The organism is Paraburkholderia sp. JPY465, from assembly GCF_050436725.1.
GTDB lineage: Bacteria > Pseudomonadota > Gammaproteobacteria > Burkholderiales > Burkholderiaceae > Paraburkholderia > Paraburkholderia youngii.
In genome coordinates, this window is record NZ_JBNDMT010000003.1 from 1,692,779 (window position 1) to 1,718,997 (window position 26,219).

Consider the following 26,219-nt stretch of genomic DNA (forward strand, 5'->3'; position numbering starts at 1 on the left):
GCGGTCGCTCTTCCGTAACGCTGCTCAACCTCGGCCCCGCGCTCTGATGCCCTGTTTTTCGACGGGCACATGTAGCCACTTCCGGCGCTACGGCTCTATCGGTTGTTGAGCGAGAGCTGACCCACTTGCAACCCGTCTTGGAAGGAACCGCTATGAAGAAACTTTTGGCGAGTGCCGGCATTGCGGCCTCTGTCGCAGCCGCGTCTGCGCAGGCACAAAACATCGAGATCAACGCGAACGGTTCGACCCCGACGCGCAATGCCGATTCCTCGCAGTTCGAGGGCCGGGTATTGCTGGACGGATTGACCACCAAGAGCAGCGTGGCCTCCTTCGGCTCGGGCCTGGTCAGCTTCGCGCCTGGCGCCCGCACCGCATGGCACTCGCATCCCGCAGGCCAATGGCTGTACGTGACGGCCGGCAAGGGCTGGATTCAGCAGCAAGGCCAGGCCGTGCAGGAAATCAAGGCTGGCGATGCGATCTGGATTCCAGCAGGCGTCAAACACTGGCATGGCGCGACCGACAAGACCAGCATGAGCCATATCGGGATCACGCCCTACCACGACGGCAAGAACGTCACGTGGATGGAGCAAGTGAGCGACACCGACTATCGCAAACCGTGATCGCGCCGTTCCGATCCGTTTGATGAAAGGCAACGACATGAAATCGCGCCGTCTGCTCGCCACCGTCTCCACCATCGCCGTTGCGCTGCTGCTCTCGGCATGCGCCAGTACGCAGGGAACATCCATGAACAAGACCACACCCCGCACGACGGGTCCGTCGGTGGAGGATATTCACGCCGTCTCTCCGGGACTGGCCCGCTTCACCAGCCAGACAATCGACGCCGAACTCTGGAACCGGCCTGGCCTGTCACGCCGCGACCGCAGCATCGTCACCCTGACGACGCTGATCGCGCGCAACCAAAAGGACGAGCTGGAAAACCAGATCGAGTTGGCATTGCAGAACGGCGTCAAGCCCGGCGAGGTGTCCGAGATCATCACGCACCTAGCCTTCTACTCGGGCATGGGCAACGCCATGAGCGCCGTGCCGGCGGCCAAGGCCGTATTTGCCCAGCACGGCATCGACGCCGGCCAGTTGCCCGCCGCTCAGGGCGGGCTGCTGCCACTCGATGAGAAGTCCGAAGCTGCCCGCGCAGAGCGTGTCGAATCGAACTTCGGCGCCGTCGCCCCCGGCGTGGTGGAAGCCACCACCAACGTGCTGTTCCGCGACCTGTGGCTACGCCCCGGCCTGAGCCTGCGCGACCGTGGCCTGGTCACGGTGAGCGCGCTGATCGCCGTCGGCCAAGTAGCCCAGGTCCCGGTGCATCTGAACAAGGCCATGGACAACGGGCTGACCCGAGGCGAAGTCTCCGAAGCCCTGACGCAGTTGGCCTACTACGCCGGCTGGCCGAACGTGTTCTCCGCCATGCCGGTGGTCAAGGACGTGTTCGCCAAGCGTCCCGGCTGACAAACCGCATCAGCAATCGGATCAGAAAGGAGTGCCAGCGTGAAGATGCGAACCATCATGTCCGCAGCTCTTGTGACGACGGCTGCCGCAGCCACCTTCGCGTTGGCGCAGGGCAACGACCGCGTGGCGTTCCCCGCGAACTACAAGGACGGCATCCACTACACCACCGTTGAGCGCGGCAACATCCGGGAAGAAATCTACGCCAACCGCGAAGCCATCGAGGCCGCGAAGAAGGGCCAGCCACTGCCCAGCGGCACCATCATCACGATGGAGGACTATCGCGACGGTCGCCTGTTTCGCTACATCGTCATGGAAAAGCGCACGGGCTGGGGCGAGCGGTATGCCCAGGACGTGCGGAATGGCGACTGGGAGTTTCAGTCCTTCCAGCCTGACCGCACCGTCAATCGGTCGGAGAACGTGAGCCGCTGCATGGGCTGTCACAAGGCGCAGGGCAACAACGATTTCGTGTTCACGCTCGACCGGATGCGCAGTGCAAAGGTGAGCCAGGCGGAATCAGCCCTGCGCCATGCCGCGTCGATGTCCGAAGCGCGCGATGCCGCGTTCGACGCGAGCATCCTCGCGCTGCTGGCGCAAGCCGGCGAGCCGAACGCTGACGCTCGTGGCATCGGCTGATCAAACAAGTCATCGCTGAAAGGAAACTATCCATGTCCCATACCAACACCACTTTCGATCAACCCGATCTGCAATCGCCGGAACGCCGTAAGGTGCTGGCCGGTGGCGCCACCCTGGCCGCTGTTGCGCTGGCCGGCGGGCCGGGTATTGCCTACGCGGCTGGCCCCGACATGTCTCGCGGCGCGAACAATTTCTACAAGAGCAGCGATGTGGACAGCCAGGAGGTTCGCTACAAGAACGCCTACGGCCTGGAAGTCGTCGGCACGCTGTTCACGCCCAAGCGCCTGGACCGGAGCAAGAAGTCTCCCGCCCTTGTGGTCGGCCACCCCTACGGTGCGGTCCGGCAGCAGGCCGCCAACCTGTACGCCACCAAGATGACCGAACAAGGCTTTGTGACCCTGACGTTCGACCAGTCCTATTGGGGGCAGAGCGCCGGCACACCGCGCGGCGCCGTGCTGCCCGACGTCTATGTCGAGAACTTCAGCGCGGCCGTGGACTTCCTGGGCACGCGGGATTTCGTGGCCCGCGACAATATCGGCGTGATCGGCGTATGCGCCAGCGGCGGCTTCTCGCTCGCGGCGGCAAAGATCGACCCGCGTATCAAGGCTGTCGCCACCGTAAGTATGTATGACATGGGCGAGTATTACCGCACGGGAATCAAGGGCGAACGCACGCTGGAAACGCGCAGCAATGATCTCCAACTCGCGGCGGCAAACCGCTGGAAGGAGTTCGAGACCGGCCAGCCCATCTACGGCCCGGGCCAAAACGATCCCGTGTTCCTGGAAGCGGCGGAGTCGCGAGACTTCTATGAGACTGCGCGCGGCAAGGTGCCCTCCAACGACCGCAGGACGACCCCGGCGACCTACGCGAAGTTCATGAACTACTACCCGTTCAATGGCATCGAGGCCATTTCGCCGCGCCCGATCCTATTCGTGGTCGGCGAAATCGCACCCTCGCGCGGCTACACCGAGACCGCGTTCAAGATCGCCGCCGAGCCGAAGGAACTGGTCGTCATCCCGGGCGCCAACCGCATCGACCTGTACGACCGCACCGAGATCATTCCCTGGGCGAAGCTGACCGCGTTCTTCAACCAACATCTCGGCAGCACCGCGTAAAGCCAGCGACACACGAGGGCACCAGGCGGCACTTCCGAGAGCCGCCTGGGCCGACAAACTAAGTCAGGAGCAGGGCAATGCTGAAAATGAAAATGCTGGCGATGACGCTCATGGCCGCGCTGCCGATGTCGGTCATGGCCGCTGAAGGTGGTGGCGGTGGTAGCAGCAGTGGCCTCAAAGTCAAGGTGACGGCGGGCAAGCATGTGCTTACCGCGACGTTCATTGACAACGCCACCACGGCGGGCGCTTGTGGCGAAGTTTCCGCTGACCGTGCCGATGATGGATCTGTACTCGCGCGAGCTGGTCTATCGGTTCCCCGAGCCGTTGCCCGCCAACGAGAAACGGACCAGCGGCTACGAGGTTGGCGAGATCGTCTATTGGGCGCCGCGCCACAGCTTCGTCATCATGTACGCGCAGAACGGCGAGCGCATCAGCGACTTGCAGAAGGTTGGACGCATCGACGCCGGCGTGGAAGTGCTCGGCCGCACGGGCAACACCGACGTCACATTCGAGCTTCTGAAGGATTGACCCAAGCGCAGCTTTTTACGCTGCCGGCCTGGCGGCGCAGTCCGCGCAGGCAGTTTGCCGTTCAGCGCACAGGATTCAATTCGGATCGCGGTTTATCCCTTGAACCGAATTCGACACGCTGGCGAATCTCTGCGATGAGAGGGGCTCCTCCAAGGAAATCATGAAAGTTCCTCATGGCTGCTTTCAAACTGTGCCATCTTCCAAAATAGTCCGACTGTCGCAAAAATAGGCGTCATGGCAGCAGCTTCTCGCACTGCCTCGCTTTGCAGCAGGGTTCGCTACGAGCCGATAGTCAACGCGTTGGCTGAACGGTTGCCGCAGCCAACGGCATTGGGCTTGACTGAACCGCGTACAGGAATCTTTCATGACAGACAGCACACCCCATCCTTCGGATTCATCCAGTTCCTCGGTCCTCGGCGTCCTTTGGCCCATCATGGCCGCGGTGCTGGCGGGCTTTCTCATCATCGGCCTGGCGCTTCCGGTGCTCCCCCTGCACGTCAGGAGCGACCTCGGCTATGGCACCTTCGTGGTCGGCCTTGTTGCCGGCGCGCAGTTCGCCGCCTCGCTCGTTTCCCGCGTATGGGCGGGCTCCTTCTCGGACAAGTACGGCGCCAAGCGTGGCGTCGTCACCGGCCTCATTGCGGCGGCGGTCTCGGGCCTGCTCTACCTGCTGTCGCTGGCCTTCGTCGGCATGCCCGTGGTGTCGGTTTCGATCCTGCTGGTGGGCCGTGCGCTGCTCGGCGGCGCAGAGAGCTTCATCATCACCGGCGGCGTCAGTTGGGGACTAGGCTTGGTCGATAAGGGCCACGCGGGCAAGGTGATCGCCTGGGTCGGCACGGCGATGTTCGCCGCCATGGCCTTCGGCGGCCCGTTCGGCACCATGATGTTCTCATCCTTTGGCTTCACCTCGATTGCTCTCGTGACGACAATGCTGCCGCTTCTCGTGCTTGGCGGCCTGTGGCGCCTGCCAGCCCTGCCGCCGCACCCGCATAAGGCCAATTCCGCCCTGAAGTCCGTGATGGGCTCCGTGTGGTTGCCGGGCCTCGGTGCCGCCACGGCCAGCATCGGCTACTGCGCCATCCTGGCGTTCAGCTCGTTGTTCTACGCCGAGCAGCACTGGCAACCGATCTGGCTCGCCTTCACGGCCTTTGGTGCGGCCCTCATCGTGTCACGCATGATCGCCGGGCACCTGCCCGACAGATTCGGCGGCGCGAAGGTCGCTCTGGTGTTCGTGCTCGTCCAGACGGCCGGCCTTGTGTTCATGTGGCTCGCCCGCAACCCCATGATTGCGTCTGCTGGGGCAGCGATTGCCGGCTTTGGCTATTCGCTGGTCTATCCAGGGCTGGGCGTGGAAGCCGTGCGGGGAACGTCGCCAGAGAATCGTGGCATTGCCATGGGCATATATACGGCGTTTCTTGATGTGGCTATGGCGATCGGAAGCCCGGCCCTGGGTTGGATCGCCGGGCAGGCGGGCTTGGGGGCGGTGTTTATCGCCAGCGCGGTTGTCGTGTTATGCACTGCCGGCATAGCTGTTCGCCTCATACAACGTCCAGCCGTCACACAGCCGCACAAGAGCAGTTGAGGTTTCGGGGCTCGCGCTTGAAGTCGATGAGGACTGATGGACTGAGGACTCGTTGTTTCAACGATATCAAACCTGAGAGGTAGTCATGTGCCAAAACTGTGGCGACATCACGCATACCGAAGAACTATTGCTCCCCGGCCGCCGGAAAGTCCTGTTGAGCAGCGCAGTCGGCCTCATGGCCGCACCTTTCGTCGGGGGGGCCAACGCAGCACCCTCCCAGGAGTCAGCGAGCACGCCTATATCTGGAGCTGCTTCCAAGGTGCGCGCCTACGGAAATGCCAGCCCCAACGCACCATTCCGAGCCATTCAAATTCCCCGACGTGCGGTGCGTCCCAACGATGTGCTCGTCGACATCATGTACTGCGCAGTGTGCCACTCGGATATTCATATTGCGCGACAAGAATGGGGCCCTCCATACCCCGCGACAAATTATCCATGCGTTCCCGGCCACGAAATCATTGGGCGCGTGGTCGCTGTTGGGAGCGCTGTGAAGAAGCTCAAGGTTGGTGACATTGCCGGCGCAGGAGCGATGATTGACTCCTGCGGAACGTGCGATAACTGCTTGGCCGACTTGGAGCAGTATTGCCTGAAGGGATGGACGCTCAATTTCAACTCGCCAGACAAAATCTCTGGTGGATATAACTACGGCGGCTACTCAGAACGGGTCGTCATCCCTGAGCGTTTTACCGTGCACATCCCCCCCGGCATGAACCTGGCGGCTGCGGCTCCCCTCATGTGTGCCGGCATCACTACCTTCTCTCCCATGCAGCACTGGAACCTCAAAGCCGGGCAACGTGTTGGCGTCATTGGGCTGGGGGGGCTGGGGCATCTGGCCGTCAAGCTCGCCGCAGCTCGAAAAGCGAATGTGACCGTTTTTACAACAACCGAGTTCAAGGTCAGCGATGCGAAGCGCCTAGGCGCGGAGCGTGCTGTCATGTGGTCGGACGCGGCGAGCCTGGAGCCCTTTACGAACCAGTTTGACCTTCTGATCTCCACCGTCCCTCAGGCCGTCCCAACTCATCCATTTACGAACATGCTGAGACTTGATGGAACGCTTGTCATCGTCGGGGCTCGCGAACCTATCGAAGACGTACGAGGTTCTGGCCTCTGGCTTCAGCGTCGAAACGTCTCCGCGTCCTTGATGGGAGGCATGGCTGAAACGCAGGAGTTCATCAACTATTGCGCGAGCAGAAATATTGGGGCGGATGTCGAGCTGATTCAGCCAAACCGAATCGATGAAGCCTTCGAACGTATCAAGAAGAAGGACGTCAAGTACCGTTTCGTCATCGACTTCAACAAAGATAACCGGGCGTGAGGACGTATGAGCAATTTGCGTGCAGTTCGTGCAGCAACCGAGCTTGTTTGCTGTGCTCGGCACGGGCGACATCGCATTTTGCTTGCTCAATACTCGGCATGCCACGGTCAAGAGAGGGAACTAGGGTTGGTAGCGCAGTTCTTCGATGAACAGCTTCATGGCTTGCGAGGGCTGCCTTCTACTGGGGTAGTACAAGTGATAACCCGACCAGAGAGGGCACCAGTCCTCAAGGATTCGCACGAGACGCCCCTTCGCAACATGTGAACCGCCCCGGGTTTCCCGGAGACTATTTTGCTTGAGTCATGCCACGGCGGCAGACCCAGCGAGATTTGCATAATAAGCGGCTTCGGCCTGCGCGGGTGGAATGTTGCCGATGGGGCCGAAGAGCCGACGATTGTTGAACCAGTCCACCCATTCGAGCGTCGCCATTTCAACGGCCTGCAGATTGCGCCACGGTCCGAGGCGATGGATGACCTCTGCCTTGTACAAGCCGTTGATCGTTTCAGCCAGTGCGTTATCGTAGGAGTCGCCCACGCTGCCCACCGACGGCTCGATGCCCGCCTCGACCAGCCGATCCGTATAGCGGATCGATACGTATTGCACGCCGCGGTCGCTGTGATGGATCAGCCCGTCCTGCTGCGCCGGCTGTCGTTCGTACAAGGCCTGCTCCAGTGCGTCCAGAACGAAGTCCGTGCGCGCCGAGCTCGACACGCGCCAGCCGACAATGCGTCGGGCGAACACGTCGATGATGAACGCGACATAGACGAAGCCCTGCCAGCTCGATACATAGGTAAAATCTGAAACCCACAGCGCATTGGGCCGTTCGGCCGTGAATTGCCGCTTCACCAGATCCTTCGGGCACGGCGTCGAACCATCGCTCACTGTCGTACGTACCGTCTTGCCCCGCACCACGCCGCGCAGGCCCATCTGCTTCATCAGCCGCTCGACCGTGCAGCGCGCCACGACAATGCCTTCGCGCTTCAATTGCGTCCAGACCTTGTCTGCGCCATAGACCTGGAAGTTTTCTTCCCACGCGCGCCGGATCTCATCCTTGAGCATCCTGTCACGCTGGGCCCGCGGCGGCACCAGGTCAGGATTGGCGCGGCGAGCCACATGGGTGTAGTACGTCGACGGTGCGATTGGCAGCACCCTGCAGATCGGCTCGACCCCGTAGACGTGCCGGTGATCATCGATGAACGTGATCATCACTTCGGTCGGCGGTCGAGCTCCGCCTGTGCGAAATACGCTGACGCCTTGCGCAGGATTTCATTGACCTGCCGAAGCTCACGTACTTCCCGCTCCAGTTCCTTGAGCCGATCCTGCTCCTGCGTACTCGTGCCCGGGCGCAAACCCCGATCCCGCTCCTCCTTGCGCACCCAGCTACGCAGCGTCTCGCCCGAGCAGCCAAACTTCGCCGCAATCGACGCGATCACTTTCCATTGCGATTCCCGGTCGCCTTGATGTTCCAGCACCATTCGCACAGCCCGCTCACGCACTTCCGGCGAGTATCTTGGGGATTTCTTCTTCGTGTTTTCCATAGCTCCATTTTCTCAAGAAGTGGAGTCTCCGGAAAACCCGGGGCGGTTCAATGCGATTCCACCATGGGCTCTGGCATGTATGCGAATCCGAATCCCGCAAGAGCTCCGTCGAGAGCTTCATAGATGCTATTGACAACCAGTTGGCCATCGACACGAACAGTGAACTCTCGCCCTCCCTTTTTCTTGAACTCCCAGGCGTACAGGCCACCATGCGTGGGCAGGCGCAGGTTCACGCATCGGTGATGCACCAGGTCGTGGGGTGTCTTGGGAGGTGGGTTCTTGGCAAGGTACCCCTTCGTTGCCACGAGCGCAAAGCGCATGTCGGGGCCGACCCTGACTGCGATCATGTCCTGCGCCAGTGATTCGCCAAAGCGGACACCTGCGTCGTAGCGATCAGCCGCTATATCGCTCATCGAATAGTCGCTGACTAACTCAACCTTGATATCAGGATACTTTGGAAGAAACTTCACAAGCGTCGGCCAAAGAATCGTCTTGATCGCATAGTCAGTTGCTGTAATGCGGATGGTTCCAGTAGGTTTATCCCGGAATTCACTGAGCGCCTGTACCTGGTTATCGATCTCGGCCATCTGTGGGGCGATGTTCCGATAAAGGCGTTCACCGGCCTCCGTGGGCGAAACATTGCGAGTCGTCCGTGTCAGCAGTCGAATGCCGAGATTGGTTTCAAGCGTTCGAATGCTATGGCTCAACGCCGACTGAGAGACACCCAATCGAGCTGCCGCGCGAGTGAAATTGCCTTCACGAGCAACGGTCACGAAGGCGAGCAAGCCGCTGTAGTTGTCACGAGGCATTCATGAAACTCCTTCATGAGTGTATTCTTATTATACCAGCTTATCCCCTTACTGATCTCTTGCCACAATGTCAAGACATTCACAGTCCGGCAGCATGTGCGCCCTTGGCTGATCTGTGCTCGCCAGCTCTGGGAGACGTATCCCTTGGGCAAGCCCGCCGCTGGAACCAACCATTGATGGATGGACGCTGTCTTGACCTGCATCCATCGAATCGAGAACGCACATGCGCCCGAAAATCATCTGTCACATGATCGGCTCTATTGACGGCAGACTCCTATCTGATCGCTGGACCCCACTTCCCGAAGAAGCGGAGCCAGGCACCATCCTCTCGGTCTATGACGAAGCCGCACAACGGTTGAACGCACAGGGGTGGATCGTCGGCCGCAAGACCATGGCCGATATGGTCAGTGGGACCGCTCGCTCGCATGGCGCTGCCGCCACGTCAAGCGCCCGCAGCACCTACATCGGGAACCGCGGGGATCGTGCCGTCGCGGCTGCCGTCGATCCTGCCGGAAAGCTCCACTACGGCACAGCTCATGTCGGGGCTGAGCATCTGGTAGCGATACTGGGTGAGCAGGTATCGGACGAGTACCTGGCAGAGTTGCGCAACGACGGGGTGTCCTATCTATTCGCTGGCGCCGACGGCCAGGATCTGCACACGGCCATGGCAACACTTGGCGATGAGTTTGGCATCGAGACCGTGCTCCTGGAAGGAGGTGGCACGATCAACGGGGCATTCCTGAAGGCCGATCTGATCGATGAGATCAGCTTATTGGTGTATCCCGGCATCGATGGTCTGGCTGGCATACCCAGCATCTTCGAGTACCACGGCAAATCGGCCAATGAGTTACCCGCGGCCGGGCGCACTCTCCGCCTGCTTTCCGTTGAAACTCTTGCTGCCGACATCGTATGGATGCGCTATGCCGTCGATAGACGGACTGCGGCGTAGTGGGCCGGGTTGTGATGAACGGCAGCGACATACGCTGGCTCGCCGGCACATGACATCTGAGCAGACCGCCGATGCCGCAGAGTTGTTGCATGCCAAGGTGCTGCTGCCTGCGCACGTCGGGCGGTTCGCCATGGGCGTCCATCCTTGGGACGGACGACTCAAGCGGATCGCGGCCGCCAGCGAAGAGCGGAGCTTTCGACTCGTGACTCCTAGGATCGGCGAACCAATCTGGATCGATGACGCGATCCGAGGCTATACCAGATGGTCGGTCAGCGTAGATTGACCTTGGACGGTGCATGACAGGCACGACGGACTTGCATCAAGCCGCTTAGAGCAGGCAGCCGCCGCCGAGATTCATGAAAGTTGCTCATGGCTGCATTCGCACCTTTCCATCTGGTGCCAGCGTGTATGGCTGTGTAAATTCATAACACTAGTTTCCAAGACTTTTTGGAGGCGCCTGGACACAAGGCGTTCTCTTCCTTGTTTCACAGTCGCCTTAGATGCCCTTGAGCGCAGCAAGCTTCTAAGGGATCACATCTGAAGGAGGCCGCTCCATGGAATTGCGACACCTGCGTTGCTTTGTCGCGTTGGCCGAGGAGCTGCATTTCACGCGGGCCGCGGAGAGACTGCATATCGAGCAGCCACCATTGTCCCGGGCGATCAAGGAGTTAGAGGATGAACTGGGCGTCGTGCTTTTCGATAGGGATCGCAGGGGCACCCGTTTGACCGCAGCCGGTGCCGCTTTTTTGCAGGACACTCGCCGACTTTTCACTGTCCTGGAGCAAGCCCGGGAGAACGCCAAGGCCGTTGCATCGGGGCTGCGGGGCAGCCTGCGAATTGCAGTATCCGATGGTGCGACTGATCCGAGGCTTTCTGCGTTCCTGGCCCGGTGCCGCGCAGAAGAGCCGGAAGTCGAGATACGCATGTCTGAAGTGCCATTGGCCGACCAACTACGGGGTTTAAGATCGGGCGATTTCACGATCGGGTTCGCGCATACAGCGGATGTCGGCGACGGCATCGTTGCCGAACCCATCTGGCAAGATCCGCTGGTCATCGCTGTACCAGCCCGGCACGCGCTGCTCGCCCACAAGAAGGTTCCACTCCACGAACTTCGGGGCCATCCCCTAGTGTTTTGCGATCCGCAAGCGTGCGAAGGCTACTGTCGCGAACTGACTCGAGTGCTGCAGGCGGTAGAGCATAAGCTCAATGTCGTGGAGGAGGTATCCTCGCTGGACATGATGCTCACCTTGGTCGGCGCCGGCTACGGCATCGGCTTCATGACGGCAACGAAAATACGGCAAGCCAACGGCCGGACGTCGTGATCCGTTCCTTGGACCTGGATTCCGCGGTAATCACCACGTACCTGCTGCGTCCCGATAGCGACCGCTCGCTGGCTTCGTTGGAGCGATTTATTGATCGCCTACGCGGACCCTGGTCAGATTGACGCATCCATCGTTGCCTGGCCGCCTCACGCCCCATTGCCGGCCTGGAGATTGCGTTCAGTGGCACTCATCAACTCTGTCGCACTGATTCCGAGCGCGGTGCCAATCTTCAATATCAGGGTCAAGGAGGGCATATGCTCCCCCCGCTCGATCTTGCCCATGTGCGAGCGCTCGATCCCAGCCAGCGCAGCCAATTCTTCTTGGGCAACGTCCTGATCCTTGCGAAACGCGCGCACAGCTTTGCCGAAAGCCAGGGCTGGTTCGGCTTCATATCTGGTTGTGCCTGGGGGGCGACCTCGTTGATCAGTACGCTTCTGCATTAGCAGAAGCGTCAAGCAATGACTAAAATTTAACCACGTCAAATTTAACTCATTGTTATCATGGCTGTGTTTTATTGACCAATTTTCTTGAGGGCTCTTATGTGCGCAGCCACCAGCCAGCCCCCACGTCTCAGGCTTGCGGTAGCGCCTGGTATACCTTCATCAAACCTTTCGTCGCTTCTCGCGCGACTACGCGCGGAAGATCCAGGCGTCGCGCTCGCGTTCTTCGAGGTCGCAGGTGACGTCCTGCTTCAGGGGCTTCGTGAAGGCCGCTACGACGCAGGGCTGTCGCTCCAAGGGGCGACCGACCCGGCACTCAAGACACAACCTTTGTGGACTGAGAACTTGGCAGTTGCCATGCCGCCGCGATTCCATTTACTCGACCGAGCAAAGCTCACCATCGCCGACCTCCAGAACTACCCCATCTACCGCTGGCAGGCCGAGGCTTGTCCCCTGCTGGATGAGAGGCTGGCCTCGCTCACGCCGCTGGACCGGGAGAGCATCCAGCAGGTGTCTTCATTCGAGATGATGGCGCTTTGGGTTGCGGCCGGCTACGGCGTCGGGGTGTCCGCACAATCACGCATCGAGCATGGCCATGGATGGGGGATCACGATGCGGCCGCTCGCCGATGGCCCCTACGAGATTGTGACGTACCTGCAACGGCCTCATGGACAAGCCGGCTCGGCGACTGAGCGCTTCGAGCGCAGAGCACTACAAATTGCTGGTACAGGGGCAAGGTGATGGGCCTATGGCCGGAAGCGTCATTCCGCCCATAGGCCGACCCATGGTTTAGGCCCCCTCAAGCACCACAGCGCTATCCACCAGCCGACGGACGCTCAACCGCACATCCTCGGGGATGGGCCGCATGGCAATCGCTTCGGGCGCATCCTCATGACGCTGGTAGTCGCCCATGATGACCCGAATGACCGCGGGCACGTTGGTCGGGGTGACCGCATCAATGGCCGCACGATCCCCCAGGTCGGGATGAGGCTGGGTCAGCATGCGGTACAGGTCCCACGAATCCGCGTCCGGGCACTGGTTCATGAGCACCTGAGCCAGCTTGTGCTTGAGCGGCACCAGTTGCCAGTCGGGAACCCGCTGCCCCCGGTTGCCCAGGCTGATCGACAGCAGCTTGCCCGCCTTCAGCTCGCGGTTGATCTGGTCCTTGGATTTCCCGGCCAGCTTACCGAACAGCGGCACCGGCAGATTGTTCGGCGAACGGCGTCACAGGAGGCGCTGCGCAAGCGGCTGGAACGGGCGAAGAAGGACGGCGATCTGCCTCGCTCGGCGGACTGCGCGACGCTGGCTGCGTTCGTGATGGCCGTATCGCAGGGGATGGCCGTGCAGGCCCGCGCGGCCGCGAACCACGACGTTCATCTACCCGCTATGAGTGCCCACAGGCTCGCAAGCTCGGCCGAGCCGTCGGTTCCCTTCACGGTGCGAAACACCTGTATCGCACGCTCCTTCTGCCCTGCGTAGTAGTAAGCTTCGCCGAGCCGCAGCCTGGCCGCATCCGGATGCGGAGTTCCGTTCGCCACCCCGGCCTTCATCGCCTCGATCCCTTGCTGCGACCGGCCCGCGAACACGAGATCGAGGGCACCGTCGAGCGGGTCCACCGGCGCACGGCCGCCGTCTTGCTGCCCTTGAAGACGCCGTATCACCAGCACCTGCAGCCGTTTCTGACGCGCAGCCTGCTCGCCGCGGCCAAGCACGCCGGACGCAAAGCCCTGGTCGATCACCTGCTTCGCCTCCGCCGGCAGCCCGGCGACGAGTGCAAGCTGGGTCATCTCCATGTACTGGTCCGCCGTCGTCAGCGTGCCGGTCGCGCGCCGCAGCCGGTAGACGTCGAGGTCCAGCGACGCAAGATAGCCCGGCCGGCGGCGCACTTCGCCGAACAGCCGGGCCTCGTAGGCCGGATTCGGATAGTACGCGACGAGCGCCGCAAGCGAGGCTGCGCGCGCTCCGCCGTCGTTCACCTTCTGCGCACATTCCGCGAGCATCTGCAGCTGCGTTTCCGCCGCTGCGCGGCCGGCTTTCAGCGCGGCGTCGACGGCCGGCTTCAGCGTCGCGACCACGTTCGCGCAGTCGCCCGCCAGGTAATACGACTGCAGCAGCAGTTCGCGCACCGACGCGTCGCCGCCGGCCTTCGCGTAACGCTGCACAGTGCGTATCGTCGCCGGATAGTTCTTCTGTCCGAAGTAGATGCCGGCCAGCGCCGCCGCGAAGCGCTGCTGACCCGCGACGTCGAGCTGTCCCGACGACAGCAGCGCCTCGTAAGCCTGCGCGGCAGTGCCGGTGTCGCCGGCCGCCATTGCCGCCGCGCCCTGCATCTCCTCGACGATCCTCGTTTCATGCGGCGTCTTGCCGGGCACCGCCGCGGCCTGCGCGATCTTTTCCAGCGCGCCGCGATAGTTGTGCGCGCGGTACTGGCTCTGCGCGTCGTTCAACGGCTTCGCTACTTCCGGGCGCAGTCTGTCGTCCGCATGGGCCGATGGCCCGGCAAGCGCCAGCACTACGCCGAGCACGGCCGCGGTCGCTACGCGCTGAAAGCTTCGGCAAATCGTCGTCACGCGTCGTTCCTTGCTGTTGTCCGTCTGTCGCACTCGCCGCTCACTGTACGTACTGCTCGCCGCCGTCGAGGCCGATCTTCGTCGCGCCCTCGCGCTGCGCCGCGGCCATTACCTGCGCGACCACGCGATACGGCGCAAGCCGGTTCGGAAACAGATGGATTTCCGGCTGCTCCGCCTGCGCGGCCACATCGGCCATGTGCCTGTCCAGCTCCGCCTCGCCGGACACCGGCGCACCGTTCCATGTAATCGTGCCGTCGAAGTCCACGTTCACCTGCACCACCTGCGGCTGCTCCGCCGGCGGCGGGTTGCCCGCCGGCAGGTTCATCTGCACCGCGTGCATCTGGATCGGAATCGTGATGATCAGCATGATCAGCAGCACCAGCATCACGTCGATCAACGGCGTGGTGTTGATGTCCACCATCACCTCCGGCTCGCCGCCTCCTCCACCCGAACCCACGTTCATCGCCATCGTCCCGACTCCCTGCCTAACCGCCGCGCGCCGGCGGCTGCGTGATAAACGACACCTTCGCGATGCCCGCCCGCTCGCAGGCGCTCACCACGCGCCCGATCGCCTCGTAGCGCGACGCCTCGTCGCCGCGCACGTGCACCTCCGGCTGCGGCTGCCTCGTCGACGCCGCCTTCAGCCGCGCCAGCAGCGTCGCGGCGTCCACCGGCTGCTCGTTCCAGAACAGCGCGCCGTCGCGGTTCACCGCGACCTCGATACTGTCGGGCTTCGTCTGCAGCGGTGTCACCGTCTCTTTCGGCAGCCGCACCGGCACCGTGTGCGTGACGACCGGGATCGTGATCAGGAAGATGATCAGCAACACCAGCATCACGTCCACCAGCGGCGTCGTGTTGATGGCGGCGATCACCTCGTCCTCGTCGCCTTCCTGTCCAACGTTCATTGCCATGCGTGGATGCTCCCCGTGAAGCCGTGCGCGCTACTTGCCGTTCACCGCCACCGCGACGCGCACCGGACGCTTCGCGCCGGCGAGCAGCACCGTGTGCAGCTGCGCGCCGAACGCACGCACCCGCTCCATCACCGACTTGTTGCGACGCACGAGGAAGTTGTAGCCGAGCACCGCCGGCACCGCGACGGCCAGCCCGATCGCCGTCATGATCAGCGCCTCGCCCACCGGACCCGCGACCTTGTCGATCGACGCCTGCCCCGCGATGCCGATCGCGGTCAGCGCGTGATAGATGCCCCACACGGTGCCGAACAGGCCGACGAACGGCGCAGTCGAGCCGACCGTCGCGAGGAACGCCAGGCCGTCCTGCAGCCGGTTCGACACGTTCGTGATCGCACGCTCCACCGACACCTGAATCCACGTGTTACGGTCCACCTGTTCGAGCAGCGCGTCGTCGTGATGCTCGCCTGCCTCGATGCCCGTCTGCGCGATGAAGCGGAACGGCGAATTCGCATCCAGCTGGGCCGCTCCCTCCGCGAGCGACGGCGCGGCCCACAACTGCTCGTCGGCCGATTTCGCGCGGCGGTTCGCCCGCGCCTGCTCGAAGAACTTGGTGATCATGATGTACCAGCTGCCCATCGACATCAGCACGAGAATCACCAGCACGAAGCGCGCGACGAAGTCGCCGCCCGCCCACAACGCGCCGAGACCATATGGGTTCCCGCCGGCGCCCGCCGGCGAGTCGCCGCCGGCACCGGCCTGCGCCCATGCGCGCGGCGCAACGACGAGAGTGGCGGCCACCGGGACCGTGATCATCAGGCTGGCCGCCCGCGCGGCAATAGAACGCTTGTTCATGAATGCTCCAGATGCCTTCAGCAAAGAGGTTGTCAGGCAGTCGAACTGCGCGCACAGCGCGCTCAGTTACTGACTGGTGCATCAAATAGTGCCTCTTCTCAGGCTGCGTACCGGACATGTTTTTCTTTAAAGAGGTTGCGAATCATGTGAGGCTCCTTCTGTCGGCGATGCAGGTGTCGCCGGATCGCGCCGATCAGTTCCGCCTTGGTCGCCGGTCGGCTTTTGCCGAGCGCGTTGGTTTTGACGTCCTGGTTGAGCAGCTCGTCAGGATTGAGCTCGGGGCAATACCCCGGCAACCGGATCAGGCGCAGATGTGCAGCGTTATCGGCGACGTACCGCTTGACTGCTTTGGACCGGTGCACAGGATGCCCATCGACGATCAGGTAGATCATGCGCGTGGCCTGCTTGAGCAGGCGTTTCAGGAAATCGATGAAGGTCGCGTTTTTGAACGTCCCTTCGAAGACCATAAAGCTCAGTTCTCCACGATTCGTGATCGCAGAAATCATGTTGCAGCCGAAGCGCTTTCCGGTCGCCCTGACGACCGGCGTTTCGCCCTTCAGGGCAAAGCTGGTACCGCTCACGTGGTCGCTGCGCAAGCCCATTTCGTCGCCCCAATAGATGGTTGCCCCTTCCTGCTTCGCCTCTTTCGCAATGCCCGGATAGTCCTCGTTCAGCCAGCGCTCGATTTCCTCGTCCTTTCTCTCGTACGCGCGTCGAACAGGTTTCTGGGCGGTCATGCCCCATGCCTTGAGGTATCGGCCCGCCGTCCACTTCGACACTTTCACGCCGCACTCGCGCTCAATCAGCTTTGCCACCGATTCGCGGGTCCACAGGTAGAACGGCAGCGCAAGCTGGTCGGGCATGCGCTCGATGATAAGCTTGCGCATTTTCACGGCTTGTGGATGAGTCAGGTGGCCGCTTCCGTGCCGACGGCCACGCTTGCCGGACCTCAGTGCCCTCAAGCCACCCTCTCGTGCCAACTTCATCCAGTTGCCCACCGCACGCAGGCTAACGCCATACGTTCGAGCCGCTTCCACTCGCGTCATGCCGCTACGCACCGCTTGCACCACCATCTTCCTCAGGTGCGCCTGCGTTGCCTCGCCCAGCTTCCTTGCATCAGTTTGCGTATTCATACCTCTCTAACGCACAGGGCAGTATTTGGTGCACCGGTCAGTAAGGTTGAACGAGAACGGCACCTGCACGCGCACCGGCTGGCCCTGCGAGATGCAGTTGAATTTCTTCACCGCGTTGAACGCTGCGCGGTCGAGGATCCGGTCGGCCGACTGATCCACCTTTTCGTCGGTCAAGCGACCCTGCGGGTCGACGACGAACGAGACCACTACGTCGCCGGTAATTTCGTTTTCCTGTGCTTCCTGCGGATAGACGATCGAACGGCGTACTTCGTCCGAATTCGGACACACGACGCCGACTTCGTGGCTGACCGGCTTCGCGGGCGCCGGCGCGGGCGGCGCAGGCGGCGCAGCCGGCGGCGGGGCAACCGGCGTCGGCGGCGGAACCGCCTGATGGACGATCGTCGGCGCCGCAGGCGCCTGCACCGGCACCTCCGGCGGCGGGACGAACGGCGGAGGCGGCGGCGCGAGCGTCGGCGAGGGAAGCCTGACCGTCGGCATCGGCGGCGGCGGAGGCGGCGCCACCGGCTCGATGATCTTCGTCTCGATCGGCTTGCGGATCACCTGCACCACCTTGTTCGCGAGGCCGTTCATCAATGCGTAGATGAACGCGACGTGCAGCAGCAGAACGGCCGCGATGCCGGCATAGCGACGCGCAGGACATTGCCGATGCGGCGAATATCCCGGCACGCGCCGACCTGACCTCGTTCCGGCAGCGACGCCGTTACCCATAACGCACTCCTCACTATTACGTCCTGTTCGCGCCGACGATCGAGCTGCCGGCATGTTCGCCTTCGGGACAGCCCGGCGGCATCGCTCGCGTTGCGAGCTTGCTCATGCTATCCACAACGGACCGAATTCAAAAATGATCTTTCATTGAAAACAAATCGGTCCGCACGGAATCGGCATGACCGATAACCGGCTCGCTGCATCGAATGCCGTCGACGACGGCCGCCGTAACGTGCCTGTTGCGCACGCTACGGAATTTCAATATGCGCATCTTAGCTGCTGCTTTTCCCAAGCCATAACGCTCTGACGGGATCTGTCGGATTCTCAAAAGAAATTGACCGCGGCGCCGACAACGCGCCGGCGACGTCCCCGTACCATCGGTGACGGCAACGCTTCGTCAATTCGGCCGTTCTCCGAAACGAAGCAGGCATGCGTTCAACGTGCGATTGGCACGACCTCATCCGTTCATTAAGGAAAAACGTGAGTTATTTCAGAGGCCGGATTTACGACAGCATCACCGGCACGGTGGGCGGCACGCCGCTCGTGCGGCTCGGCAAGCTCGCCGCGGCTCACGGCTGTCGCGCCCAGCTCGTCGCCAAGCTCGAATTCTTCAATCCGCTGGGGTCGGTCAAGGATCGCATCGGCGTCGCGTTGATCGAAGATGCCGAACGGGCGGGCGCGATTTCCCCCGGCGCGCTGCTGATAGAACCGACCTCGGGCAATACGGGCATCGCACTGGCGTTCGTCGCCGCAGCGAAGGGGTACCGCCTCGTTCTGTGCATGCCCGAAAGCGCATCCGTCGAGCGCAGAAAGATGGTCTCGCTGCTCGGCGCGACCGTCGAGCTGACGCCGGCGAACGACGGCATGAAAGGCGCGATCGAGCGCGCCGAGGAAATCCGGGCCGCGCATCCGGGCTCGCTGATCCTTCAGCAATTCCGCAATCCGGCCAACCCGGCGATTCATCGCGATACGACGGCCGACGAAATCTGGCGCGACTCGAACGGCGAGGTCGACGTGTTCGTGGCCGGCATCGGAACGGGCGGAACGATTACGGGCGTCGGGCAGGCGCTGAAGAAATTGAGGCCCGGCCTGCAGGTCGTCGGCGTCGAGCCCGCCGGCAGCGCGGTGCTCTCGGGCGGCAAGCCCGGCCCTCACAAACTCCAGGGCATCGGCTCGGGCTTCCTGTCCGACATTCTCGACCGCTCGATTCTCGACGAGATATTGACCGTCACCGACGACGAAGCGATTGGCATCGCGCGGCAGACGGCGACGCTCGAAGGGATTCCGGCCGGCATCAGTTCCGGCGCGGCGATTTCCGCCGCCATCCGGCTCGGACAACGCGAGCACAACGCCGGCAAGCTGATCGTCGCGATCGTCCCCAGCTTTGCGGAACGGTATCTGTCGACCGACCTGTTCGATAAAGATTGAAGCCGGAATTTCAATTCATACTCCACGCACGAAATATAAACATGAAACGCGAAAATCATAAAAAGGCCTACGGCGCACGGGCAAACACCAAAACGAGCCTTCGCTCCGGCGTGCTTTCTCTCGCGCGCAAACGAACCATGCTGGGCGCGTCGCTGCTGCTTCCCGCCGCGGCCGCGTTCGGTCAATCGGCCGGACAGCCGCCGGCCGCCGCGCCGGCGGCCTCGTCCTCCGACGCGCAGCGCGGGCGCGAAGCGCAGCAGCAGCAGCCACAACAGCAGACCGCGACGCTTCCGCAGGTGACCGTCTCCGCGGAACGGCGCGAGACGAAGCTGCAAAGAACGCCGGTGGCCGTCGCGGTAATCGGTTCGTCGGACATCGAAAAGAAAAGCATGTCGCTGCTGCGCGATCTCGCGGGACAAGTTCCCGGCCTCGTGCTGCCGCAGCCTTTTTCGCCGAGCCTGCAGTATCTGTACATCCGCGGCATCGGAACCGCCGCGCCGACGTTGAACGGCGCGGCGGGCCTCTATATCGACGACGTCTACATTCCGCGGATCATCAACAGCGGCATTTTCGGCTTGCCCGACGTCGAACGGATCGAGGTGTTGCGCGGCCCTCAAGGAACGCTGTACGGACAGAACACGAGCGCAGGCGCGATCAAGATCGTGTCGCGCGACCCCGGCGACGAAACGACTGCGTGGGTCGCGACGTCCGTCGGCAGCTACGGCATGTTCGAGGCAAAAGGCTATGCGAGCGCGCCGATCAAGGAAGGCCTCCTTTCCGCGAGCGTGGCGTATGCGCACAACCAGACGAACGGAACGGTCTACAATCCCGCGCTCGGCCACCACGTCAACGCCGTCCATACGGATCTCGGCCGGGTCAAGTTCCATCTCACCCCCGGCGACGGCTGGGATGCCGTCCTCGCCATCGACGGCATTCGCGATCGCTCCGACAACGGCTCGTACACCCGCACGAACGTGCCCGGCTGGTCCGAACGCACGACCTACGACCCGCGCTCCCTCACGACTCACACGGACGGCGGCGGCGTCACGCTGCACGTGTCGAAGGTGATCGACAGCCATCTGACGTTCAAGTCGATCACCGCCTACCGCGGATTCACCGACAAACCCGACCCCTGGTCGTACGACGGCTATCCGGGCAACCTTTACGGATGGCAGCTGAATCTGCAGGAGCACCAGATTTCGCAGGAATTCCAGCTGCTCGGGAATTACGGCCGATGGACTTTCACGGGCGGCGTCGCCGCATCGAGAGAGCAGTTTTGGGTCGATCGTCCGAACTACACGAACAACGTCTACTCCGGCATCAGCAGCCAGACGAACGTCAGCAACCTCGGAGCGTACGCGCAGGCCCGCTATGCGATTACGCCGGCCCTCGGCGTGACTGCGGGGATCCGCTACAACGTGGAGAACGATGCCTATTCATGGCAGGCGTATAAATCGAATGCCGCATTCGAGCATCTCGCGCAGACGGCTTCGTTGAACAACCTCGGCCAGCGAACGACGGCAGTCACGCCGAAATTCGGCATCGATTACCAGTTGACGCCGAATGCGTTTACGTATGCCAGCATCACCAAGGGCGAAAAAGCCGGCGGCTACAATCCGGTGGCCGGCGCGCTCGCCGTCGCGCAGATTCCGGTCGACCCCGAAAAGGTCACCGCCTACGAAGTCGGCTTCAAGAACAGCTGGCTGGGCGGCCGCGCGCAGACCAATCTCGCGCTGTTCTACAACGACTACAAGGATCTGCAGTCTGCGGTGCAGAACCCGATCGTGAACGGTCAGGTGGTCAACGGCGCGGTCACGGTCAACGCGGGCAAGGCCCATACGTATGGCGTCGAGTTCGACGGCAAGCTGCAGGTCACGCGGGATCTGCGCTGGGGCGTAACGGCCACCGCGCTGCACGCGAGCTTTATCCAGTTTGCCAATCCGACCGGCAACCCCAACGCCGATTACGCCGGCAACCGGCTGCCGAATACGCCGACCCTGACGCTCGGAACGACGGTGAACTATCACGTTCCGGTCAGGATTCCCGGCCGACTCACCGCCGACGCCAGCGTCTACTACGAGTCCTACTCGTTCACCGACAACGGCAACACGCTGAAGATCCCGAGCCACACCGACGTCGATCTCGACCTCGTGTACCAGTTCCCGGGCCGGCACTGGAGCGTGACGTTCCTCGCGAGGAACCTGCTGAACCGCGTCTATCCGGTCAGCATCGCATCGGTTCCGTCGTACCAGATCTACGGCATCGCGTACAACCAGCCCCGCACGTTCACAGCGTCACTACGTTACGACTTCTGAGTCGCAGCCACCGCCGTCCCACCGTCGGACCCAGGGGAATCACAAACGCAGATTCCCCGCACAGGAGCCTCCAGATTGAGCGCAATCCAAACCACTCTCTTCAAAAATCGATCGTCCGTACCGCCGTTTGTGCGGGCATCGTTCTGTTCTCTTCGTTTGCGCACTCCGCCGGCACGGATGCCCCGGCGCCGCGTGTAATCCGCATTGGCGCACCCGCGTTCAGCCAGCCGGGCAAACAGCAGCAGTTCTTCGCAGGCGGCACGCTGGGCCTCGCCGTGCAAAAAGGCTGGCTGGACGAAGCGTTCAGGCGCGACGGCATCAAGTTCGAATTCGCCGGGTTTCGCGGCGGCGCGCCGATGGTCGGCCAGGCCCTCGCGAACAACCAGATCGATTTCGCGTGGCAGGGCGATCTGCTGTCCGTGATCGGGCGGTCCGCGGGCATGAATACGCGTCTTGTGCTGCCGTTCAGCAAGCTGCTGAACGCTTACCTGGCCGTGCCGCCCAATTCGCCCATCCACACCATCGCCGATCTGCGCGGCAAGCGCGTGGCCTATTTCAAGGGCAATCAGATCCATCTTCAGGTGCTGCGCATTCTCGCCGCGAACGGACTGTCGGAGAAGGACATCCAGTCGGTGAACCTCGACGCCGGCACGGCCCTGACCGCGCTCGTCAGCGGCGACATCGATGCGACCTTCGGCGGCGCCGATCTGCTGTCGGCGCAGGACAAGGGCATCGCGCGCATCGCTTACAGCACCCGCGGGCATCCCGAACTGACGTCCTACAACGGACTGATCGCGCGCCAGGACTTCATTGCCAGGTATCCGGACATTACCCAACGCTTCATCGACGTGCTCGTGCGCGCCGCCCGCTATGCGTCGGATCCCGCGAACCGGCAGGAAGTGACGCCGATCCTCGCCGGCTTCTTCGGACCCGGAAACTTCGCCGCGGACTATAGCGACCGCCCGTGGGAGGACCGGCTGAGCCCGCGTCTCGATTCGTTTCTCGTCGCCCATTACCAGCAGACCGAGGACGAACTCGCAGCGCTCGGCCTGCTTCGCGGCCCGCGATTCGACGTCCGCCAGTGGATCGACAGCAGCTTCGTCGACCGCTCGGTCGCCGCCCAGGGGCTGCAGAACTACTGGCCGGTACTCGACAGCCAGGGCCGCGCCTCCAGGCGCTGAACGCCGACGGGCGCACCCGCTACGGCAGGCGCGCCGGACCACGACACGAGCGGAAACACAAATCCGGATAACCAATGATCGACGTGAAACTGAAAGAGACCGACGTAGTCGTCGTCGGTCTGGGATGGGCCGGCGGCATTCTCGCCAACGAACTGTCCGCGCACGGACTGCAGGTCGTCGCGCTCGAACGCGGAAGACCGAGAAGCACCGAACAGGACTTCTCGATTCCGCTCATCCGCGACGAGCTACGCTACGCAATCCGTTACGAACTGATGCAGGACATCCGCCAGGACACGCTCACGTTCCGCAACCATCCCGCGCAGTCCGCGCTGCCGATGCGCCGCCTCGACTCCTTTTTGCCCGGCGACGGCGTCGGCGGGTCCGGCGCGCACTGGAACGGACTGACATGGCGATGGACGGACATGGACTTCCGCATCCGCAGCTACTACGAGGAACGTTACGGCAAACAGTTCATCCCGGACGACATGTCCATTCAGGACTGGGGCGTGACCTACGCGGAGCTGGAGCCGTTCTTCGACAGGTTCGAATACGCGGCGGGCACGTCGGGACAGGCCGGCAACCTCGGCGGCAAAATCGTCGCCGGCGGCAATCCGTTCGAGGCGCCGCGCCGGCGCGATTACCCGCTCCCGCCGCTGCACGCCGGCCTCGCGGCGGAGCTATTCTCCGACGCCGCACGGAAGTTGGGTTACCACCCGTTCCCGGTTCCGGCGTCGAACGCGTCGCGGGCCTACACGAATCCCGACGGCATCGCGCTCGGCCAATGCCAGTACTGTGGATTCTGCGACCGCTTCGGCTGCGAGGCCAATGCGAAGGCGAGCCCGCACAACACCGTGATCGCCGCAGCGATGAAGCGCGCTACGTTTACGCTGCGTCCGCACTCCCGCGTCACCCGCGTCACCACCGACGACGGTAACCGGCGCGTGACCGGCGTCGAATACCTGGATGCGCTGACCGGCAAGTCGGTCTTTCAGCCTGCGCGGATCGTGATCCTGAGCGCATACACGTTCAGCAACGTGCATCTGCTGCTCACGTCGGGCATCGGGCGCCCGTACGATCCGGCAACGGGCAGCGGGACGATCGGGAAGAACTACTGCTACAACACCGGGGCAAGCTCGATGCTGTTCTTCGAGGATCGCACCTTCAATCCGTTCATCGGAGCCGGCGGCTCGTTTGCGGCGATCGACGACTTCTACACCAACCGGCAATTCGACCGTTCGGCAGCCCGTTTCGTCGGCGGGTCGGTGCTCGTTTCGGGCCATCCGGGCGGGCGGCCGATCGGCTATCATCCGGTCCCTCCCGGCACGCCGCGCTGGGGCAGCGACTGGAAAAGCGGCATGGCCAGGTGGTATCAGAAGTCGATGCCGATCGGCGCCATGGCCAGCGTGATGCCGAACCGCTACAACTACCTCGACCTCGATCCGACCTACCGGGACACGACAGGCCGGCCGATGCTCCGGCTGACCTTCGACTTCCCCGACAACGAACGGCGCGTTTCGCAGCACGCCGCGTCGGTCGTCAACGCCGTCGCCAGGGCCACCAACCCGACGCATCATGCAGCGGCGCAGTCTCGCATCGCACCGTATTCGGTGGACCGCTATCAGGGCACGCACAACACGGGCGGCGCAATCATGAGCGCGAGCCCCGACACCGGGTTCGTCAACAAATACGGACAGGCATGGGATTTCGACAATCTGTTCGTCGCCGGCGGCGCGATCATGCCGCACAACGCGGCCTATAACCCGACGGGCACGATCGGCGCGCTCGCCTATTTCGCGGCCGATGCGATTCGCCGCCGCTATACGCGGCATCCGGGGCCGCTCGTCTGACCTGAAGGAATCCTTTTCACGATGCATCTCTTCAAACACCTTGCGGTTGCGCTCGCCGTAGCCTCGGCGAGCGTCTGCGCCGACGCGCAGACGCCGCCCGCCGCGCCGGCGGCGTTCTCGTCGTGCATCGCCTGTCACGGCACGGCGCCCAACGACAACCGCATAGGACCGTCGTTGTCCGGCGTGTTTCACCGGCCTGCCGGCAGCGTGGCCGGCTTCCGGTATTCGCGCGCCATGAAGCACAGCGGCATCGAATGGAACGAACAGACGCTGGACGATTTCCTGAGGAATCCGCAACGTGTGGTGGCGGGCAATCACATGCCGTTTTCCGGCATCACGGACGATGTCGAACGAAAACAGGTCGTGCGGTATCTGCAAACGCTGCGCTAGCCGCGTCCCAACGCGGGCGCGGCCGCTGCGACGAGCAGGTCGGCGGACAGATCCGCGATGCCGCGGCATCCGAGTAGCGCCAGATTCCGGTCGATCTCCGCATTGAGCAGGTCGATGACCGCGCCGACGCCGGCGGCGGCGCCGACCACCGCGCCGTACATCATCGAACGTCCGAGAAAAACCAGCGACGCGCCCAGCGCGACCGCCTTCAGCACGTCGGCGCCGCGCCGGAAGCCGCCGTCGATCATCACGAGAAACCCTTGCGGTACGGCCGCCAGCACGCCGGGCAGCGCCTGCAGCGGCGACGACGCGCCGTCGAGCTGACGGCCGCCGTGATTCGATACGATCACGCCGTCCACGCCGGGTGCAGCCGCCCGCGCGGCGTCGCCGGGATGAAGCAGCCCCTTGAGCACCAGCCTGCCCTTCCAGCGTTCGCGGATCCACGCCACGTGCGTCCACGATAGCCCCGCGCCGTTGCGCGGGCCGGGCGGCGCGGCGGCTGTGATCCGCTGCCCCGCTCCATCGCCGACGTTGCAAAAGCGCGGAATCCCGTCCGCTATCAGCGTGCGGACGAACACCGTAGCCGCCCAGCGGAGATGCAGCACGCCGTCGGCCAGAAGCCGCCAGTTCGGGCGCAGCGGAATCGAGAAGCCGGCACGCAGGTTGTTTTCGCGGTTCCCGCGGGCGGCGGTGTCGACAGTCAGCACGAAAACGTCGACGTCCGCCGCGTGCAGCCGATCGGCGAGACGGCCGATCGATGCCGTATCCGCGGACACATAGGCTTGATACCAACCGCCGGGCGCCGTCTTCTGCAGACGCTCCAGCGGGACAGTCGACATGCCGCTGACGATGTGCGGAATGCCGTGCGCGCTTGCAGCGTCGGCAAGCGCGCGATCGCACTCGTACGCGAAAAGCGCGCCGACGCCCATCGGCGCAATGCCGATCGGCGCCGTGTACTGCCGCCCCCACAGCGATACGCGTCTCGACACCTCCGTCGCCCCCGACAGCGAGCGCGAAAGAAACAGCAGGCGCTCGAAGACCTGCCGGTTCTCGTTCAACGACACGTTATCCTCGGCCCCTCCGCACAGGAATCCCACCACGGCGCGAGGCAGGATCGAAAGCGCCTTGCGCTCGAAGTCCGCGACCGACAACAGCTTGTTGATTCGCATCG

General features: G+C 63.0%; 26 protein-coding genes, 3 pseudogenes and 1 other annotated feature. Of the genes and pseudogenes, 16 read left to right on the forward strand and 13 right to left on the reverse strand.

Annotated elements, in window-relative coordinates; genetic code table 11:
* Positions 1-152: 152 nt before the first annotated feature.
* The 4 genes from QFZ94_RS22445 to QFZ94_RS22460 are packed head-to-tail and all read left to right on the forward strand — an operon-like array spanning position 153 to position 3,212.
* Positions 153-620, forward strand: a complete 468-nt coding sequence (locus QFZ94_RS22445; protein WP_429459568.1) for a (R)-mandelonitrile lyase — start codon at positions 153-155, stop codon at positions 618-620.
* A gap of 22 nt (positions 621-642) precedes the next feature.
* Positions 643-1,464 carry a carboxymuconolactone decarboxylase family protein gene (locus QFZ94_RS22450; RefSeq protein WP_429459570.1) on the forward strand — a complete coding sequence of 274 codons (822 nt, stop codon included), beginning with the start codon at positions 643-645 and terminating at the stop codon, positions 1,462-1,464.
* 45 nt (positions 1,465-1,509) lie between these two features.
* Positions 1,510-2,097: a cytochrome P460 family protein gene (locus QFZ94_RS22455; protein ID WP_429459572.1), complete on the forward strand. Its 588-nt coding sequence runs from the start codon at positions 1,510-1,512 to the stop codon at positions 2,095-2,097.
* A gap of 32 nt (positions 2,098-2,129) precedes the next feature.
* Complete coding sequence (locus tag QFZ94_RS22460; RefSeq protein WP_429459574.1) at positions 2,130-3,212, forward strand: alpha/beta hydrolase; 1,083 nt, start codon at positions 2,130-2,132, stop codon at positions 3,210-3,212.
* Between the two features lie 58 nt (positions 3,213-3,270).
* Here the strand turns inward: QFZ94_RS22460 and QFZ94_RS22465 are convergent, their stop codons facing one another.
* Positions 3,271-3,435, reverse strand: a complete 165-nt coding sequence (locus tag QFZ94_RS22465; RefSeq protein WP_429459576.1) for a hypothetical protein — start codon at positions 3,433-3,435, stop codon at positions 3,271-3,273.
* Positions 3,436-3,461: 26 nt separating this feature from the next.
* Here QFZ94_RS22465 and QFZ94_RS22470 point away from each other — a divergent pair, with 26 nt between their 5' ends.
* From QFZ94_RS22470 to QFZ94_RS22480, 3 genes are all read left to right on the forward strand, one after another.
* Positions 3,462-3,740, forward strand: a complete 279-nt coding sequence (locus QFZ94_RS22470; protein ID WP_429459578.1) for a cyclophilin-like fold protein — start codon at positions 3,462-3,464, stop codon at positions 3,738-3,740.
* A 364-nt stretch (positions 3,741-4,104) separates the two neighbouring features.
* On the forward strand, positions 4,105-5,322 hold the full coding sequence (locus QFZ94_RS22475) for an arabinose transporter (protein ID WP_429459580.1): 1,218 nt from the start codon (positions 4,105-4,107) through the stop codon (positions 5,320-5,322).
* A 175-nt stretch (positions 5,323-5,497) separates the two neighbouring features.
* Positions 5,498-6,637 carry an NAD(P)-dependent alcohol dehydrogenase gene (locus QFZ94_RS22480; RefSeq protein WP_429461886.1) on the forward strand — a complete coding sequence of 380 codons (1,140 nt, stop codon included), beginning with the start codon at positions 5,498-5,500 and terminating at the stop codon, positions 6,635-6,637.
* Between the two features lie 120 nt (positions 6,638-6,757).
* Here QFZ94_RS22480 and QFZ94_RS22485 read toward each other — a convergent pair.
* The 3 genes and pseudogenes from QFZ94_RS22485 to QFZ94_RS22495 form a co-directional block, all read right to left on the reverse strand.
* Positions 6,758-6,898 (reverse strand): annotated as a pseudogene (locus QFZ94_RS22485) (LysR family transcriptional regulator); the annotation flags it as partial.
* Positions 6,899-6,937: 39 nt separating this feature from the next.
* Positions 6,938-8,175, reverse strand: a protein-coding gene (locus QFZ94_RS22490; RefSeq protein WP_429458928.1) for an IS3 family transposase whose coding sequence is annotated in 2 segments (ribosomal slippage) — positions 6,938-7,872 and positions 7,872-8,175 — 1,239 coding nt in all. Because the reading frame shifts where the segments join, the coding sequence is not laid out codon by codon here.
* Positions 7,769-7,885, reverse strand: a sequence feature (AL1L pseudoknot). It overlaps the preceding gene by 117 nt.
* A gap of 47 nt (positions 8,176-8,222) precedes the next feature.
* On the reverse strand, positions 8,223-8,984 hold the full coding sequence (locus tag QFZ94_RS22495) for a LysR family transcriptional regulator (RefSeq protein WP_429459582.1): 762 nt from the start codon (positions 8,982-8,984) through the stop codon (positions 8,223-8,225).
* Positions 8,985-9,207: 223 nt separating this feature from the next.
* Here QFZ94_RS22495 and QFZ94_RS22500 point away from each other — a divergent pair, with 223 nt between their 5' ends.
* From QFZ94_RS22500 to QFZ94_RS22510, 3 genes and pseudogenes are all read left to right on the forward strand, one after another.
* On the forward strand, positions 9,208-9,933 hold the full coding sequence (locus QFZ94_RS22500; protein WP_429459583.1) for a RibD family protein: 726 nt from the start codon (positions 9,208-9,210) through the stop codon (positions 9,931-9,933).
* 49 nt (positions 9,934-9,982) lie between these two features.
* Positions 9,983-10,216, forward strand: coding sequence for a hypothetical protein (locus QFZ94_RS22505; RefSeq protein ID WP_429459584.1), 234 nt, complete (start codon positions 9,983-9,985; stop codon positions 10,214-10,216).
* A 271-nt stretch (positions 10,217-10,487) separates the two neighbouring features.
* Positions 10,488-11,377: pseudogene (locus tag QFZ94_RS22510) on the forward strand (LysR family transcriptional regulator).
* 24 nt (positions 11,378-11,401) lie between these two features.
* Here QFZ94_RS22510 and QFZ94_RS22515 read toward each other — a convergent pair.
* Complete coding sequence (locus tag QFZ94_RS22515) at positions 11,402-11,695, reverse strand: helix-turn-helix domain-containing protein (RefSeq protein ID WP_429459585.1); 294 nt, start codon at positions 11,693-11,695, stop codon at positions 11,402-11,404.
* Between the two features lie 99 nt (positions 11,696-11,794).
* On the opposite strand from QFZ94_RS22515, the gene QFZ94_RS22520 reads away from it, so the two are divergent.
* Positions 11,795-12,436 carry a substrate-binding domain-containing protein gene (locus QFZ94_RS22520; RefSeq protein WP_429459587.1) on the forward strand — a complete coding sequence of 214 codons (642 nt, stop codon included), beginning with the start codon at positions 11,795-11,797 and terminating at the stop codon, positions 12,434-12,436.
* Positions 12,437-12,484: 48 nt separating this feature from the next.
* On the opposite strand, the pseudogene QFZ94_RS22525 reads toward QFZ94_RS22520, so the two are convergent.
* The 7 genes and pseudogenes from QFZ94_RS22525 to QFZ94_RS22555 form a co-directional block, all read right to left on the reverse strand.
* A pseudogene (locus QFZ94_RS22525) lies at positions 12,485-12,913 on the reverse strand (tyrosine-type recombinase/integrase); the annotation flags it as partial.
* Positions 12,914-13,068: 155 nt separating this feature from the next.
* Positions 13,069-14,265, reverse strand: a complete 1,197-nt coding sequence (locus QFZ94_RS22530) for a tetratricopeptide repeat protein (RefSeq protein ID WP_429459589.1) — start codon at positions 14,263-14,265, stop codon at positions 13,069-13,071.
* Between the two features lie 40 nt (positions 14,266-14,305).
* Entirely contained in the window at positions 14,306-14,734 is a 429-nt protein-coding gene (locus tag QFZ94_RS22535) for an ExbD/TolR family protein (RefSeq protein ID WP_429459591.1), read from the reverse strand.
* 16 nt (positions 14,735-14,750) lie between these two features.
* Positions 14,751-15,176 (reverse strand): ExbD/TolR family protein, encoded by a 426-nt coding sequence (locus tag QFZ94_RS22540; protein WP_429459593.1) that lies wholly within the window; start codon positions 15,174-15,176, stop codon positions 14,751-14,753.
* Positions 15,177-15,206: 30 nt separating this feature from the next.
* Positions 15,207-16,028, reverse strand: a complete 822-nt coding sequence (locus tag QFZ94_RS22545) for a MotA/TolQ/ExbB proton channel family protein (protein ID WP_429459595.1) — start codon at positions 16,026-16,028, stop codon at positions 15,207-15,209.
* 98 nt (positions 16,029-16,126) lie between these two features.
* On the reverse strand, positions 16,127-17,161 hold the full coding sequence (locus QFZ94_RS22550; protein WP_429455271.1) for an IS630 family transposase: 1,035 nt from the start codon (positions 17,159-17,161) through the stop codon (positions 16,127-16,129).
* 6 nt (positions 17,162-17,167) lie between these two features.
* Positions 17,168-17,890: an energy transducer TonB gene (locus QFZ94_RS22555; RefSeq protein WP_429459597.1), complete on the reverse strand. Its 723-nt coding sequence runs from the start codon at positions 17,888-17,890 to the stop codon at positions 17,168-17,170.
* Positions 17,891-18,367: 477 nt separating this feature from the next.
* Between QFZ94_RS22555 and cysK the strand changes: the two genes are divergently transcribed.
* The 5 genes from cysK (at position 18,368) to QFZ94_RS22580 (ending at position 25,048) form a co-directional block, all read left to right on the forward strand.
* Positions 18,368-19,315, forward strand: a complete 948-nt coding sequence (cysK, locus tag QFZ94_RS22560) for a cysteine synthase A (protein WP_429459599.1) — start codon at positions 18,368-18,370, stop codon at positions 19,313-19,315.
* Positions 19,316-19,356: 41 nt separating this feature from the next.
* Entirely contained in the window at positions 19,357-21,630 is a 2,274-nt protein-coding gene (locus QFZ94_RS22565) for a TonB-dependent receptor (protein WP_429459601.1), read from the forward strand.
* Between the two features lie 275 nt (positions 21,631-21,905).
* Entirely contained in the window at positions 21,906-22,811 is a 906-nt protein-coding gene (locus QFZ94_RS22570) for an ABC transporter substrate-binding protein (RefSeq protein ID WP_429459603.1), read from the forward strand.
* Between the two features lie 74 nt (positions 22,812-22,885).
* Positions 22,886-24,658 carry a GMC family oxidoreductase gene (locus QFZ94_RS22575; protein ID WP_429459605.1) on the forward strand — a complete coding sequence of 591 codons (1,773 nt, stop codon included), beginning with the start codon at positions 22,886-22,888 and terminating at the stop codon, positions 24,656-24,658.
* Positions 24,659-24,679: 21 nt separating this feature from the next.
* A complete protein-coding gene (locus QFZ94_RS22580; protein ID WP_429459607.1) occupies positions 24,680-25,048 on the forward strand; it encodes a c-type cytochrome in 369 nt (122 codons plus the stop codon).
* Here QFZ94_RS22580 and QFZ94_RS22585 read toward each other — a convergent pair.
* Positions 25,045-26,217, reverse strand: coding sequence for an alpha-hydroxy acid oxidase (locus tag QFZ94_RS22585; RefSeq protein WP_429459609.1), 1,173 nt, complete (start codon positions 26,215-26,217; stop codon positions 25,045-25,047). The two genes, QFZ94_RS22580 and QFZ94_RS22585, sit on opposite strands and share 4 nt — an antisense overlap.
* Positions 26,218-26,219: the final 2 nt, after the last annotated feature.